This is a genomic window from Longimicrobium sp., assembly GCA_036377595.1.
Lineage (GTDB): Bacteria > Gemmatimonadota > Gemmatimonadetes > Longimicrobiales > Longimicrobiaceae > Longimicrobium.
This window is the reverse complement of record DASUYB010000160.1, coordinates 1-15,159: the sequence shown is the minus strand read 5'-3', so window position 1 is coordinate 15,159 and position 15,159 is coordinate 1. Positions and strand designations below refer to the sequence as shown.

The following is a 15,159-nucleotide window of genomic DNA, read 5'->3' as shown; positions in this document are numbered from 1 at the left end:
AGAATGTCGCCGCAGATCGCGACCTTGAGCCCCTCCAGCCGCCCGAACCGGTCGCGCAGCGTCAACATGTCGAGCAGGCCCTGGGTCGGATGCTCGTGCTTGCCGTCGCCGGCGTTGATGACGTTGGAGCGGATCCGCTGGCCGAGGAACTGCGCCGCGCCCGAGGCGCCGTGGCGGATGACGACCATGTCGATCCGCATCGCCTCGAGGTTGCGCGCGGTGTCGACCAGCGTCTCGCCCTTCTGCACCGAGCTGCCGGTGGTGGAGATGGAGACGGTGTCGGCGCCCATCCGCTTCTCGGCGAACTCGAAGGAGACGCGGGTGCGGGTGGAGTTCTCGAAGAAGGCGTTGACCACGGTGCGGCCGCGGAGATAGGGGACCTTCCGCACGGGGCGGTCGCTGATCTCCTTGAAGGTCTCGGCGGTGTCGAGGATGGCGGTGATCTGCTCGCGGGTGAGCTCCTCGAGCCCGATCAGGTCCTTGCCCAGCGCGGGGTTGACCAGCTCCTGCGCCATCAGCCCGCCTCCACCAGGTCCACGCCCAGCGATCCGTCGATCTCCGGCACCATCACCTCCACCCGCCCGCCCTCGGGCACGTCGACGCGCTCGCCCACCACGTCGGCCTGGATCGGCAGCTCGCGTCCCCCGCGATCCACCAGGACGGCCAGGAGCGTGCGGCTCGGCCGGCCGAAGTCGGCCAGCTCGTCGAGCGCCGCGCGCACCGTGCGCCCCGTGTACAGCACGTCGTCGACGATGCAGATGGTGCGATCGTCGATCCCGCCCGTCGGCAACCGCGTCTGGCCCACCACCGGGCGCGGGCCCACCACCATGAGGTCGTCGCGGTAGAGGGTGATGTCGAGCGAGCCGGTGGCCACGCGGGTGTCGCCGCGCTTCTCGATCTCTTCACCCAGTTTCGCCGCGAGCTGGACGCCGCGCCGGTGAATGCCCACCAGCACCAGCTCGCCGGTGCCGCCGGCCCGGCGCACGACCTCGTCGGCCATGCGCTGCAGGGCGCGCTCCACGGCCGGGGCGTCCATGATGGAACGTCGCGTCGGTTCGGACATCTGGTGCGGGAGCGGAGTGCGGCGCGGGGGTGTGTCCGGGATGCGGAAAGCTAGCCCGTGGCGGGGGCGGGTGTCAACGAAGCGGACGAGGGCCGCGGGCGCGGGGGACGACGGCCTGGCGACGGGACCGCGGCGGCTCGTTCGGCGCGGCGCGGCGCACGTTTTCCTTGCGCCGCACGCCGGATCGCTCCTTCGTCGAAGGGCGCGCGCCCGCGCGCATTCCATGGTCCGCTTTTCACTCGATGCATGGAGGGAACCATGAAGCTCCGCACCCGCCTGACGCTCGCCATCTGCGTCATGGTGTCCATCGCCGCGCCGCTGCCGGCGCAGACCCGCATGGTGTTCCCGCACTTCGTGGAGCGCGCCGGGAGCATCACCAACACGCTCAACACCTTCGACACCAACCTGTACATCCTTTCCTACCGCACCGGCGAGCTGCAGCTCTTCCTCTACGACACCAACGCGGCGCCCATCCGGGCCGCCGGCGGAGCCGTGGTGTGCGAGCCGTGCCGCATCCCCCTGGTGAAGCGCACGCTGATCCGCATCGAGGACCTGATCGTGGCCGCGGGAGGGATGCCGCAGACGCTGGTCTCCGGGTTCATCGAGATCCGGCTGGCGGGCGGCGCCACCTTCGACGCGTTGGCGGTGCAGGGCTTCATCGTCAGCTCCCGCACCTCGCAGTTCGATCTGCAGCTCACGCCCATCCAGGGGATGATGGTCACCGTCCCATAGCCTCGTCCGCGCGCAGAAGCGTGGAGATCCGGACCGCCGCGGGTCACTCCAGCGGCTCCTGCTGGTCGGCGCGCGGCCGCTTCCTCCGCGCGCGGAAGAAGGCGCGCAGCACGTCTCCCGCCTCCTGCGCCAGCACGCCGGCGACGAGCTCCACGCGGTGGTTGAGCTTCGGGTGCTGGACCAGGTTCTCCAGCGAGCCGCTCATCCCCGCCTTGGGGTCGGCCGCGGCATAGACCAGGCGCGGGATGCGGGCGAGGACGATGGCGCCCGAGCACATGGCGCACGGCTCCAGGGTCACGTAGAGCGTGCAGTCCAGCAGGCGCCAGTGGCCGATGGCCTCGGCGGCGCGGCGGATGGCCACCATCTCGGCGTGCGCGCTGGGGTCCTGCAGCGTGTGCGTCAGGTTGTGTCCGGTGGCGACGACCTCGCCGCCGCGCACGATCACCGCGCCGACGGGCACCTCGCCCAGCGCCTCGGCCGCGGCGGCCTCGTCCAGCGCCAGCCGCATCCACCGCTCGTCGTCCGCCATGGCGATCTCCGTCTCCGCCCCCCTTCCCTGCTCTTCCGTCATACCGTCATGGTCGTGGGATTTCTTCGTGGCGAAACCGCAGAGTTCGGTGCGGCGACAGGGCACAGATTCCTCGGGAGCCGCGCTCATCGGCGCGGACGCAGCATCGACCGGGCGGCTCCGCTCGGAATGACATATTCGCGGGTGGCGGGGATTGGCGCGAGGCATCGCGATCGTCCGTCAAGCACTTCCGCACTTCCGCACTCACGCACTCCAATGCGACGGCCCCCTCTCCCGCGGACGAGAGAGGGGGCCGCACAGCGTCCATCGGCGCGGGCGCTCAGTCGTGCACCGCCATCTTCTCGCGCTCGAAGCGGCGGAACATGCCGGTGACGCGCCCCAGCACGGTGAAGTCGTCGTGCTCGTGCACCAGGATCGGCGGATAGTCGGGGTTCGCCGGCTCCAGGATCACCTTGCCGTCCTTGGCGAAGAAGCGCTTGATGGCGGCGTCTCCGTCGACGCGCGCGGCCACGATCTCGCCGTTGCGCACGTCGTCGTCGGGCACGGGCTCCACCACCACCAGGTCGCCGTCGTCGATCCCCGCGTCGACCATGCTGTCGCCCTTCACCTCCAGCAGGAACGCGTCGGCGCTGGGCACCAGCTTGCGGTCGAGCTCGTAGGTGTCGCGCACATGGTCGCGCAGCAGCGCCGGCGTGCCCGCGGCGATCTTCCCGTACAGCGGCGCCGTGAGCACGGCGGGGAACAGGTTCATCCCCACGATGCGCACCCCGCGGCTGCGGCTGGCGTCGCGCTCGATGTGCCCCTTGTCGGCCAGCGCCTGCAGGTGCTCGGAAACGGTCTTGGTCGACTTGATCCCGAACCGCTTGCCGATCTCGCGGATGCTGGGCTGGTAGGTGTTTTCCTTCAGGTAGTCGACGAGGTAGTTGTAGATCCTGCGCTCGATCTTGGTCAACGGCTCGGGCATGGCTGCCTCCTGTGGACCGCTGTGTATTCGTGCGAGGTCGCGGTGCCGGCGGAAACTTCCCGGCCGCGGATGTGCCAGAAGAGGAAAGACGGCAGAAAAACGAACGAAGGGAGATACACAGACGGACTGCGCACCCCCCTCCCCACCACACGTTCCGCCCCGGATGCGGGTGCTCCGCACACAAAACCAATGGGCGCCCGCGCGGTCCGTTTACGCGCTATCCGGCGCCAGAACGCAACTTAGGAGCGGGTACAAACGTTGTCAACAGTTTCTATTCGACCCCCGCGCCGCTCCCGATGCGCCCCAACGCGGCGTCGATCCGCCCCAGCGCGCGCTCGCGTCCCATGATCCACAGCACGGCGTCGATTCCGGGGCTGGCCGCGCTTCCGGTGAGCGCCACGCGCAGCGGCTGCGCCACCTTGCCGAACCCCACGCCCACGGATTCCGCCGTCTCGCGCAGCGCCGGCTCGATCGCTTCCGGCGTCCACGGCTCCAGCCGGGCAAGAACGTCCCGGACGGCCTGCAGCCGCTCCGCGGTCGCCGGGTCTTTCCAGTGCTTCGCGACCGCCGCCTCGTCGTACTCCACCGCGTCGCCCAGCAGCGGCCGGGCCTGCGGCGCGATCTCGAGCGTCGAGCGCGAGCGCACCTTCAGCACGTCCACCAACAGCGCCAGCCACTCCGGCCGCGCGTCGGCGTCGGCCTGCGACACCAGCCCGTCGGCCACCAGCTGCGGCACGACCAGCGGGAGGAGCTCCTCCGCCGTCTTCTGCGCCAGGTATTGGCCGTTCATCCACAGCAGCTTCTCGGTGTCGAACACCGCCGCCTTCTTGTTGATGCGCTCGAGCGAGAAGGCCTCGACCAGCTCCTCCTTCTCCATCACCTCGCGCTCGTCGCCCGGGTTCCAGCCGAGCAGCGCCAGGAAGTTGAACAGCGCCTCGGGGAGGATCCCCATCTGCGCGTAATCGCCGACGGCCGTCGCGCCGTGGCGCTTGCTGAGCTTCTTCCCGTCCTCGCCCAGGATCATGGGAAGGTGGCCGAAGACGGGGACGGGCGCGCCGAGCGCCTGGTAGAGCAGGATCTGCTTGGGCGTGTTGGCGATGTGGTCGTCGCCGCGCACCACGTGGGTGATGCGCATGTCGATGTCGTCGCTCACCACGGCCATATTGTAGATGGGCGTGCCGTCGGTGCGCAGGACGACGAAGTCCTCGATGCTGGCGTTGTCGAACGTCGTCACCCCGTGCACCACGTCGTCCCATTCCGTGGTGCCCTCGGGGACGCGGAAGCGCACGGTGAACGGCTCGCCGGCGGCGGCGCGGTCGTCGCTCTCGGCGCGGGGGATGGCCATGCAGGCGCGGTCGTAGCGGTACTCCTTCCCCATCGCCTCGCGCTTCGCGTTCAGCTCCTCGGGGGTGCAGAAGCAGCGGTACGCCTTCCCCTCGGCCAGGAGGCGCTCGGCGTCGGCGCGGTGGCGCGGGAAGCCGTCGGCCTGGTGGACCGGGCCCTCGTCCCACCCCAGCCCCAGCCAGGTCATCCCGTCGAGGATGGTGCGCGTGCTCTCGTCGGTGCTGCGCTCGCGGTCGGTGTCCTCGATGCGCAGCACGAACACGCCGCCCAGCTTGCGGGCGATGAGCCAGTTGAAGAGCGCCGTGCGGGCGCCGCCCACGTGCAGGTAGCCGGTGGGGCTGGGCGCGAAGCGGACGCGGACCTGGTCTGCCATGCTCTGTATCTTCCTCTGAAAAATCGCCGTTTTGAAACCAGGACGAAGCGGGAAAACTAAGCCGGACCCGGGGAAGATTTCCACCCCTCGGGTCCGGCTTCCATCATCCCCACGGAATCTTGAGTCTCACGCAGAGGGCGCAGAGGACGCAGAGGCGTCGCATCCTCTGCGCCTCTGCGTGAGACCTCTTCTCCAGCTACTTCACGATCGCGTCGACCGAGCCGGAGGTGACGGAGTGATAGCCGGGGCGCGCGATGCGGTAGATGCGGAGCGCGTGCGCGCGGCCCCACTCGCCCTGCTCCATCAGCGCGGCGTAGAGCGGGCGGACGAACTTGCGCCGCCCCTGCGTGGTGAGGAAGCGCTCCAGCGCGGGAAGCGCCGGCTCGTAGCGGTGGCGCACGGCGATCATCAGCCAGGCGAACAGCACCTCGCTGTTCCCCTGCGCCGACAGCCCGAAGGCGCGGTCGACGTACGCCAGCTGCGCGGGCGTCATCCGCTGCGGCAGCGCGCCCAGGAAATGCTGCCACTCCTGCGTGCTCCACCCGGCCGTCTGCAGCCGCGCGGCCGGCGTCCCCGCGGCGAACGCGCGCGCCTGCGCCTCGACCCGCGCGAAGGCGTCGGAGCGCGGCGGCACGGCGTTGGTCGGGATCCCCGGTTGGAACGCCCACCGGTCGGGGTCGATGCGCCGCTCCAGCGCGCTGTCGCCGCGGATCAGGTTGGCGCGCAGGTCGGCCAGGAATTCCTCCGTGGTCATCGGCTGGAACGCGTGCCGGTCGAAGTACGAGCGCAGGTACGCGTCCCACCGCGCACGCCCCACCGCCTGCTCGATCGTCCGCAGGAAGGCGGCGCCCTTCTCGTAGGCGATGTTCGTCGTCCCCTCGTCGGGGTCGCGGCCGGTGAGGTCGAGGTGCAGGCGCGTGTCGGGCGCGGTGGGCCCGCCCGCCTCCTGCACCGCCTGCTGCATCTCCTGCCACCCCAGGCTGGAGAGCATGGCGGCGCGCTCGGGCCCGTACAGCGCCTCCATGATCCGGTACTCGAAATACGTTGTGAACCCCTCGTTCAGCCAGAAGTCGGCCCAGGTGGCGTTGGTCACCAGGTTGCCGGACCACGAGTGCGCCAGCTCGTGCGCCACGAGGGAAACCAGCGAGCGGTCGCCGGCCAGCACGGTGGGCGTGGCGAAGGTCAGCCGCGGGTTCTCCATCCCCCCGAAGGGGAACGACGGCGGGAGGACGAGGAGGTCGTAGCGGCCCCAGCGGTAGGGCCCGTACAGTCCCTCGGCCGCGTCGACGAACTTCTCCAGCTCGGCGAACTCGCTCGCGGCGCGCTCGAGCACCGCGGGCTCGGTCCAGACGCCGGTGCGCGGGCCCAGCGGCCGGAAGGCGAGGTCCCCCACCGCCAGCGCGATCAGGTACGGCGGGACAGGGTGATCGAGCTTGAAGCGGAAGGCGCGGCGGCCATCCGCGGCGGGCTCGCCCTCCGGCGTCAGCATCTCCGCGCTCATCACCGCCTTCAGCTCCGCGGGGACGGCGATGCGCGCGGCGTACGTCTGCCGGATCCCCGGGCTGTCCTGCGTGGGGATCCAGGTGCGCGTGAGGATCGCCTGCCCCTGCGAGAACAGGTACGGATGGCGCTTCCCCGCCGTCTGCTCGGGTGATAGCCACTGCAGCGCGGCGGCGCCCGGCGTCGTCGCGTACCGCACCACGATCCTCCGCGTCCCCGCCGGCAGGGCGACGGTGAGCGGGCGGCCGAGGATGGAGTCCGCCGTTCCCAGCGACCATTGCAGCGGCCGGCCGGCGGCGTCGGTCACTCCCTGGAGCTCCAGGCTCTTCGTGTCGAGCACGATCTCGCCCGCGCCGGGCGCCGCCTGCACATCGAGAGAAGCTGTGCCGGAGAGGGTCTTCGACGCGAAGTCGGTCTGGAGATCGAGGTCGACGTGCGTCACGCGCGCCACCTCGGGCCGGGCGAACGAGTGCACGTCGCGCGGCAACGGCACCATCTCCGCCGTAGCGACGGGGATCACCGGTGGCGACGCGGGCGCGGGAGAGGGCGCCGGCCCCGCGGCGGCGCAGGCCGCGGCGAGGGTGGGGGCGAGCACGGCAAGCGGGGCCGTGATTCGAAAGGTCATGCTGCGCATGTGGTTGCGGTCGGTCGTTGCGGCCACGGCGTCGTCTCCCGCGGCCCGGGCGGATGCAGATACCGCGCGAGTGCCGGGCAAGGTCCACGCCCGCGAATGTCTCAGGTCGTAGCTCATCCGCGCCCGCAGCAGGAGCCAGGCCGACGGCCGTTCTGGCGGGAGATGGCGGACAGCACGTGCGCTCGCCCTGCACCCATCTCCCCTGATGACGCAGTTAGCGATGGTCGGTCGCGCTGCGGGGACTGAGGTTCTGGACGATGTATGTGGCGGTGGGGATGCGCAGCCATCCCTCAAGTCCGTAAACGGGGGAAGGAGCCGGGCCCCCGCGCGGGATGCGCGGGGGCCCGGGTTCACCGTGAGAGATTGTGCCGCACGGAGGGAATCGAGGCGGCTGAGGAGGTGCCGGACGCGCCGCGATCCTCCCTTCCCTCCGTGCGACTCCTCCTCACCGGCTCGCGATGATCACGCGCCGGTCTGCTGCACGCTCGCCGTGCCGGCCACGCCGGTGGCCGCATCGGCCTTCACCACCGGCCCGCAGGGGTCGGGGAGGAAGTCGAAGCTCGACCCGCACGGCGGGCACCCGGCCGCGCAGTGCTCGGCCGCGGCCTTCAGCTCGTCGCACGGCGGAGGCGGGTCGTCCGGGCACGGGTTGGGCTGGTCGTCGCACTTGCACTGCGGCAACACTGGCTGGTTGGGCGGGCACAGGTCGAAGTCGCCGCCGCAGATGCTGGCCAGCTGGCGCAGCACCAGGCACGCCACCACCTGGCCGAGCTTCTCCCCCGCCTCGTGGTCCGAGCGCCAGTGCACCGCCGCCCACAGCCGCGCCATCCCGATGTTGTCGGCCATGTTGCGCAGCTCCTGGCCGATCGTGCTGCCCACCATGCAGTTGCCCAGCACGCCCGGCGTGGCGTCGTTGCCGAAGAAGTACGCCAGGATGGTGCTGGCCGCGCCCGAGTAGGTGCTGTGCCCCGACGGATACGCCGGGTGCCGCGGCGTGCCCGGGCTGAACGCCGGGTTCGGCGCGCACGGGCGGCCGTCCGGGCAGGTGTAGTACATCGGGTTCAGCTCGTCGGGGCGGTCGTACAGCACGGTCAGGGGGATGCCGTTGCGCACGGCGTACTCGATGGGCCGCTCGCGGCGCGAGGTGAGCGCGCGCGGGCTCAGCCACTTGTAGTACCACGCCGCCTGCAGCGCGCTGGCGATGGCGATGTCGAGCGCCGCCCAGATCAGCGCCTGCCGCGGCGGCGACCAGGTGCGCGTGGTGATCAGGTAGTTCAGCGCGTGGCGATGGAAGAGCCCCGGCGTCTCGCTCTCGAACGCGCGCGCCAGCCCGCGCCCGGTGCGGATCACCTGCTGCCCGGGCAGGCGCGTGACCTCCACGGCGCCGAGCGGCGGCGGCTGCAGGTTCAGCAGCCGGCTGATGGGCGCGCGGCAGCCGAACGCCATCGGCAGCTTGTCGATGGGCTTGCACGGGCTGTCGGTCAGCAGCGGGCAGCCGCCGGTGTCGTTCACCAGGCTGCATGGCTCGTCGCGCAGCTTCTGCAGGATCAGCAGCTCCTCCATCTCCTTCTTGATGATGTCCTGCCCTTCGGCCGTGCAGGGGTCGGGATAGGGTGGGAAGTAGCCGGGGTTGGAGGGATCGTCGGTGATGGTGAGCAGCTCCTTGATGGACACCAGGCGCAGCTGCGGGCAGAAGTTCCAGTAGCTGGCGGCCGGCTCCACCTGCGGGCCCTTGAGCGCGTACTCGTGTACGTCGCACGGGTAGGCGTCGAAACAGCTCATTCGTCCCTCCACGAAGTGGGTTAACACAAATAACACATCGACGGCAGATAGATGTTAAACCTGTGAAGAGGAAGTGTAAAGCCTTCGTTGGGGATTTCTTGCCGGATGCAGGCCTGCGGCGCGAGCGGCGAATCTGCTTCCCCGGTGGGAAAAACGAAGCGGCGCGAGCATTTGCACGCGCCGCGGCAGAAAGATCGAGGTCTTGTGGATGTGAATGCGCGCTTGGTGACCGTCGGAGCCGGATTGTTAAATCTGTGCTTCCTGCTCGATCGCTCCAGCTCGGATCGGCATCACCCGCGCCGAGCGTCTCGCGTCACGTCAGGCCGATGGCGATCGCCACCGCCACGGCGACGAAGCCGAGGGCGAAGAGCACTGCCCAGAGCGGCAGGATCACCTTCATCCACTTCTCGTAGGGCACGCCGCACGCGGCCAGGATGGCCATCAGCGCGCCGTTGGTGGGCGTCACCATCTCGCACATCCCCGCGCCGTACTGGTAGGCCAGCACCACCACCTGCCGCGCCATCCCCAGCAGGTCTGCCAGGGGCACGAGCACGGGCATGGTCAGCACCGCCTGGCCGCTGGCGCTGGGGACGGGAAAGTGCACCAGCGTGTGCACCACCATCATCCCCCCCGCCGACGCGAGAACGGGGACGTTCGCCAAGGGCGTGAACAGCGCGTTCACCACCGTGTCCACCACCTTCCCCTGCTCCAGCACCACGGTGATGGCCCGCGCGAAGCCGATCAGCAGCCCCGCGTACGCCATCGCCCGGAAGCCATCGACGAACGACTCCGCCGTCCCCCCCACGCCCAGGCCGCCGAAGAGGCCGGCCAGCACGCCCATCACGAAGAACACCGCCGCCATCTGCTTGAAGTCGAACCCCAGCGCGAACACGCCGTAGACGAACACCACGAAGGCCAGCAGGATCAGCAGCAGGATCGCGATCGTCCGCCCTCCCGCGGCGCGGCCGGCGTCCTCGCCCATGGCCTCGGGCTCGGTGCGGTTCCGTCTCGCGTAGCGCATCGTCCCCCAGATCCACACGGCCAGCGCGGGGAGCATGAAGGCGACGCGGAACCCGGTGCCCGAGAGCACGGGGAGGTGCGCCAGCTTCTGCGCGATCCCCACCTGGAACGGGTCGATGGGCCCGAATGCCGCCCCCACCACCGCCGCGCCGATGCTCATCGCCGCCGCCACCAGCGGCGGATAGCCCAGCCGCCGCGTCAGCAGCAGCAGCGCGGGGACCAGGGCGATGATCTCCTCCTGCATGTGCTCCAGCGCGCCGCCCGTGGCGAACGCCAGCGACACGACGGGGATGACGAGCGACTCGCGGCCGCGCAGGAGGCGCAGCAGCGCGTCCATCCCCCGCGTCAGCGCGCCGGTCTTCTCCACCACCGCGAACGCGCCACCGACCAGGAACACGAAGAAGATGACGTCGCCCGCGTCGACCATCCCCTTCGGGATGGCCACGATGGCGTCGAACGGCCCCACCGGCTGCGGGCTGACGGTGTGGTACGTCCCCGCCACCACCACGTCGCGGTCGGTGACGGGGTCGTGCGTGCGGTTGTACTCGCCCGCGGGGAGGATCCAGGTGAGCAGCGCGGCCAGCAGCACACCGCCCACCAGCAGGATCAGCGGGTGCGGAAAGCGCACGCGCGCGATGCGCGACAGCAGGGTGCCGGACGGTTGCGGGCCGGTGGGCAGCGCCATGGGAATCGGGATGGCAGAAAGGTGGGAAGACGTCCCGCCACGAGTGGCGGCGCCAAGTTACACCGCCCCGCGGCGCGCTACCAGACTGGCGGTGGGAACGGGGAGCGGAGCGCTCCGGTACGCCTGCCTTGCGCGGATCAGATTGCGGCGCATATTGGATGCAAACAGGTGATTTCGGAAACCCGAGCGCATTGAGAGGCCGACATGAAGAAGCGGAAGCTCGCGCTGGACACGCTGCGGGTGGAGTCGTTCTCGACCGCCGGACCGCGCGCTCCGAGAGGCACCGTGCGGGCGCAGGAGTTGACCCCCGCCAATCCGTGCTTCCCCCAGGACACGCTGTACGACAGCTGCGGGTGGAGCGAGATCGACTGTTACACGCAGGGCTGCCGCACCGATTTTCAGACCTGCGGCCAGTTCGGGTCCTGCTGCCCCGCCATCTGCCAGTAGCACCACGCGCGAACGCCGCGGCGCAATCCGGATGACGCACGCGAGCCCGGCCGGAGCAGCTCCGGCCGGGCTCGCGCGGGGAACGTGGGAGGGTCGATCGTCGGCTCCTCCCCTTGACTCAGGCCGCTTGCTCAGCGTCAGCAGGCGTCGGGAGCAGCGCCTGCACCCAGTACATCACGTGCCGCACAGCACTGGAGACAAGGTCGGCGGGCGCATCGTAGCCGTGCACGATCCGGCGGTGCACCTCGCGGGCGTCTTGCAGCGACTGGTACGCTTCGGCAGGAATCAGCCCCTGGTCGTGCAGGATCGGAATAAGCGAAGCGGCGGGAAGGAGGTCCACAGGAACCGCGTGGTCCACCGCGATTCTCCGCAACACGCCTTCCAGCGCGCACCAGAGCCCCACCAGCGCGACGCCCGGTGACACACGCGCCGGAAGACGGATCCCCTCTTCGACGCGCCTCCCGAGCGATTCCCAGGAGGGTGGCTCCCCCTGGTTTCCCGGTGCGTCGAACGGCACCACGTCTTCCAGAGAAACCAGGTAGAAGTGCCAGCCGGGGTGCTTTCGAATCTCGTCGGAGCGCTGGATGAGCCGATCCGCCGACATGCGCCGGGGATCGCGCACCTCGAACACATGGACCTCGTCGCCGCGCCGCGCGAGCATCGCTGGCCGGTAGCGGCCGAAGTAGCCGACCTCGAACGGGAAGTCGTCCGGCCCCGGGTGTTCGATCACCTCGAAACCCTCGGCTTCCCAGCGCGCACGCAGCCGCTTCACCTTGGCCGTGACGGCATCGACGATCGTAGTGATTTCGTCGGCGATCATAGCAGTTCCCTCAGGTTCCGGGTGGTCTCCAGACGCACGTACACACAATCGATGCGGTCCTCCCAGGCGGCACGCAGGAGCCTGGGAAGGCCCTCGTCGGCAACCTCGTCCTCCCACCTGCGCCGATGGACCGACACGTCGCTGACCATCTCGTCGTCGCCGTAGTAGAAGCCGGTGAAGGCATCCTGGATCGGCTTGATGACGTTGTCGACATCGATCCGGGAGCGCTCCTCGCTTACGAAAACGATCGTGAGGTACGCATCGAAGCGCGTGAACGGGAAGATTCCCGGCCACTTGTCGAGGGCTGTCATGAGCACCGTCTCTTTCCACGCCTGGTATGCAGGCGTCCTCCGTGCATGCACCGACACCGGGCGTCCGGGAATCACGAACTCGTAGCTTTCCACTGGGAAGATCGGGTGCGGGTGCGCAGGAGCGTCGCTCGGGTGCCATGAATCTGTACACGCTGTAGACGTTGTCAAGCGGGAGAGCACTAAGGGAGCGCAAAGAGGCCACCGCGCGAACGGAATTCCTGCCTCAAGCGCGTGTTTCGCGGCGAAGCGGCCAAGCGTTGTAGAACCGGCGCGGTTCCGCTATTCTCCCGGTTCCCCGAAACTCGCCGGGGACGCGGACTTGCCGCGCAACCCGACCATCGCCGGAACCAACGTGGACTCGACCACCGCCACCGCGCTCAACCCCCTCGCCGCCGCGTTCGCGGAGCGCGAGGGGCTCGACTTCATCCGCCAGATCGTGGCCGACGACCTGCGCGCGGGGAAGCACGACACCGTCATCACCCGCTTCCCGCCGGAGCCGAACGGGTATCTCCACATCGGGCACGCCAAGGCGGTGGCGCTGAACTACTGCATCGCCGCGGAAACGGGGGGGCGCTTCCACCTGCGCTTCGACGACACGAATCCCGAGACCGAGGATGTGCACTACGTCGAGTCGATCATCGACGTCATCAAATGGCTGGGGTGCGACTTCGGCGAGCACCTGTACTTCGCGGCCGACTACTTCGACCGGATGTACGAGTTCGCCGAGTTCCTGGTGATGCGGGGGATGGCGTACGTCGACGGCTCGAGCGAGGAGGAGATCCGCGAGTCGCGCGGGACGGTGACCGAGCCGGGGCGGCCCACGCGCTTCCGCGACCGGCCGCCGGAGGAGAGCCTGGACCTCTTCCGCCGCATGAAGGCCGGCGAGTTCGCCGACGGCAGCCACGTGCTGCGCGGGAAGATCGACCTCGCCGCCAGCAACATGCTGCTGCGCGACCCGATCCTCTACCGCATCCGCCACGCGCACCACTACCGCACGGGCGACCGCTGGTGCATCTACCCGCTGTACGACTACGCGCACCCCATCGAAGACGCCATCGAGGGGATCACCCACTCCTTCTGCACGCTGGAGTTCGAGATCAACCGCGCGCTGTACGACTGGGTGGTGGACGCGTGGCAGGACTTCGTCCGCTCCGAAGGCGGCACGCCGGCGCGGCCGCGCCAGTACGAGTTCGCGCGCGGCAACGTGGAGTACACCATCACCAGCAAGCGCAAGCTGCTGGAGCTGGTGAAGGGCGGCTACGTGGCCGGGTGGGACGACCCCCGCATGCCGACCATCGCCGGGATCCGGCGGCTGGGGTGCACCCCCGAGGCGCTGCGCGGGTTCTGGGACTCCGCGGGCGTCACCAAGGCGCCGCAGCGCATCCCCATCGCGCGGCTGGAGCACGCCATGCGCGACGACCTCAACCGCCGCGCGCCGCGTGTGCTCTGCGTGCTGAAGCCGCTCAGGGTCGTCCTCACCAACTATCCCGAGGACCGGACGGAGGAGCTGGACGCGCCCTACTGGCCGCACGACGTGCCGAACGAGGGGTCGCGGCCCCTCCCCTTCTCGCGCGAGCTGTTCATCGACCGCGACGACTTCATGGAGAGCCCGCCGAAGGGCTTCCACCGCCTCTCTCCCGGCGGCGAGGTGCGGCTGCGCTACGGCTACGTGATCCGCTGCGACGAGGTGGTGAAGGACGAGCGCGGGGAGATCGTGGAGCTGCGCTGCACCTACGACCCCGCGACGCGCGGCGGGAACACGCCCGACGGGCGGCAGGTGAAGGGCACGATCCAGTGGGTCTCCGGGCCGCACGCCGTGCGCTGCGAGGTGCGGCTGTACGACCGCCTCTTCACCGTCCCCGACCCGGACGCGCAAGAGGGAGATTTCAAGGACTACCTGAATCCCGCTTCGCTGGTGGTCGTCTCCGACGCGCTGATCGAGCCGTCGGTGCTGGGCGATCCGCCGGGGAGCCGCTACCAGTTCGAGCGCGTGGGCTACTTCTGCTCGGACATCCTCGAGTCCACCGCGGACGCGCTCGTCTTCAACCGCACGGTCACGCTGCGCGACACGTGGGCGAAGGCGGCGCCGTCCGCGGCCGCGCCGAGGCAGGAGCGGAAGAAGGAGCCACGCCCGCCCGCGGGTGACGCGGCGCCGGCGAAGCCGCGTAGCCGTGCGCCCGCGGAGGACACGCCGCGCTCGCCGGAGCTGGAGGAGCGGAGGAAGCGCTTCGCGGCGGAGATGAGCCTGCCGCCCGAGGAGCTGGACGGCGTGACGCGCGAGCTGACGGTGGCGATGATGTTCGAGGACGCGGTCGCCGCCGGCGCGTCGCCCAAGGCGGCGGCGAACTGGATGATCCACGAGCTGCCGCGGGAGATCGGCTCGCGCACCGTCGACAACCTGCCGTTCGGCGGCCGCGAGCTGGGCGAGCTGGCGGTGATGGCGGAGGACGGCACGCTCAGCAGCACCGCCGCGCGCCAGGTGCTGGCGGAGATGGTGAACGCCGGCGGCCACCCGCGCGACATCGTCGAGCGCCTGGGCCTGCGCCAGGTGAGCGACGAGGCCGCGCTGGCGCCCGTGGTCGACGAGGTGATCGCCGCGAACGGCGCCAAGGCCGACGAGTACCGCGGCGGGAAGACGGGGCTGCTGGGCTTCTTCGTCGGCCAGGTGATGCGGCGCACGGGCGGCACGGCCAATCCCGAGCAGGTGACCCGCCTGATCCGCGAGCGGCTGGGCGGCTCCTGATCCGGCGGTGACGGACGACGAGAGGCTCCCTCGCCAAGCGGCGCGGGAGCCTCTCGCGCATTATGATTCGCTGATACCAACTCCGGGTGAAGTATAGGTGCGTCCCACCGAATCTCGTGCTGCCGCGATTATAGATCCTTCGGCCTGCAAACGCTTGCGCAGACGCTGATTACGGTCTGGCCGGCCTCAGGATGACGTCAGCTTGGGATCAG

At 69.8% G+C, this 15,159-nt stretch carries 13 protein-coding genes; 3 read left to right on the top strand and 10 right to left on the bottom strand.

Features of this window, described 5'->3' with window-relative positions; all coding sequences use genetic code 11:
• The coding region (locus VF092_27505) for a hypothetical protein (protein HEX6751067.1) at window positions 1-515 on the bottom strand (515 nt) is incomplete at its 3' end.
• The gene (gene pyrR, locus VF092_27500; GenBank protein HEX6751066.1) at window positions 515-1,063 is read right to left on the bottom strand and encodes a bifunctional pyr operon transcriptional regulator/uracil phosphoribosyltransferase PyrR; all 549 of its coding nucleotides are present in this window, start codon (window positions 1,061-1,063) and stop codon (window positions 515-517) included. The genes VF092_27505 and pyrR, both read right to left, overlap by 1 nt.
• A gap of 258 nt (window positions 1,064-1,321) precedes the next feature.
• On the opposite strand from pyrR, the gene VF092_27495 reads away from it, so the two are divergent.
• Window positions 1,322-1,795, top strand: coding sequence for a hypothetical protein (locus VF092_27495; GenBank protein HEX6751065.1), 474 nt, complete (start codon window positions 1,322-1,324; stop codon window positions 1,793-1,795).
• Window positions 1,796-1,838: 43 nt separating this feature from the next.
• Here the strand turns inward: VF092_27495 and tadA are convergent, their stop codons facing one another.
• The 6 genes from tadA to VF092_27465 form a co-directional block, all read right to left on the bottom strand.
• A complete protein-coding gene (gene tadA / locus VF092_27490) occupies window positions 1,839-2,324 on the bottom strand; it encodes a tRNA adenosine(34) deaminase TadA (GenBank protein HEX6751064.1) in 486 nt (161 codons plus the stop codon).
• A 319-nt stretch (window positions 2,325-2,643) separates the two neighbouring features.
• The gene (lexA, locus tag VF092_27485; protein HEX6751063.1) at window positions 2,644-3,288 is read right to left on the bottom strand and encodes a transcriptional repressor LexA; all 645 of its coding nucleotides are present in this window, start codon (window positions 3,286-3,288) and stop codon (window positions 2,644-2,646) included.
• Window positions 3,289-3,559: 271 nt separating this feature from the next.
• A complete protein-coding gene (gltX, locus tag VF092_27480; GenBank protein ID HEX6751062.1) occupies window positions 3,560-5,005 on the bottom strand; it encodes a glutamate--tRNA ligase in 1,446 nt (481 codons plus the stop codon).
• Window positions 5,006-5,201: 196 nt separating this feature from the next.
• A complete protein-coding gene (locus tag VF092_27475) occupies window positions 5,202-7,166 on the bottom strand; it encodes a M1 family metallopeptidase (GenBank protein HEX6751061.1) in 1,965 nt (654 codons plus the stop codon).
• 435 nt (window positions 7,167-7,601) lie between these two features.
• Window positions 7,602-8,921, bottom strand: coding sequence for a vanadium-dependent haloperoxidase (locus tag VF092_27470; GenBank protein ID HEX6751060.1), 1,320 nt, complete (start codon window positions 8,919-8,921; stop codon window positions 7,602-7,604).
• 313 nt (window positions 8,922-9,234) lie between these two features.
• Window positions 9,235-10,626 carry a hypothetical protein gene (locus VF092_27465; GenBank protein HEX6751059.1) on the bottom strand — a complete coding sequence of 464 codons (1,392 nt, stop codon included), beginning with the start codon at window positions 10,624-10,626 and terminating at the stop codon, window positions 9,235-9,237.
• Between the two features lie 204 nt (window positions 10,627-10,830).
• Here VF092_27465 and VF092_27460 point away from each other — a divergent pair, with 204 nt between their 5' ends.
• Window positions 10,831-11,073, top strand: a complete 243-nt coding sequence (locus tag VF092_27460; GenBank protein HEX6751058.1) for a hypothetical protein — start codon at window positions 10,831-10,833, stop codon at window positions 11,071-11,073.
• 118 nt (window positions 11,074-11,191) lie between these two features.
• Here the strand turns inward: VF092_27460 and VF092_27455 are convergent, their stop codons facing one another.
• Together VF092_27455 and VF092_27450 are read right to left on the bottom strand one after the other, a co-directional pair.
• Window positions 11,192-11,893, bottom strand: a complete 702-nt coding sequence (locus VF092_27455) for a hypothetical protein (GenBank protein ID HEX6751057.1) — start codon at window positions 11,891-11,893, stop codon at window positions 11,192-11,194.
• Window positions 11,890-12,297, bottom strand: coding sequence for a RusA family crossover junction endodeoxyribonuclease (locus VF092_27450; protein HEX6751056.1), 408 nt, complete (start codon window positions 12,295-12,297; stop codon window positions 11,890-11,892). The genes VF092_27455 and VF092_27450 overlap by 4 nt, the downstream gene beginning before the upstream one ends.
• Before the next feature lie 226 nt (window positions 12,298-12,523).
• On the opposite strand from VF092_27450, the gene VF092_27445 reads away from it, so the two are divergent.
• Window positions 12,524-14,947 carry a glutamine--tRNA ligase/YqeY domain fusion protein gene (locus VF092_27445; GenBank protein HEX6751055.1) on the top strand — a complete coding sequence of 808 codons (2,424 nt, stop codon included), beginning with the start codon at window positions 12,524-12,526 and terminating at the stop codon, window positions 14,945-14,947.
• The last annotated feature ends 212 nt before the right edge of the window (window positions 14,948-15,159 follow it).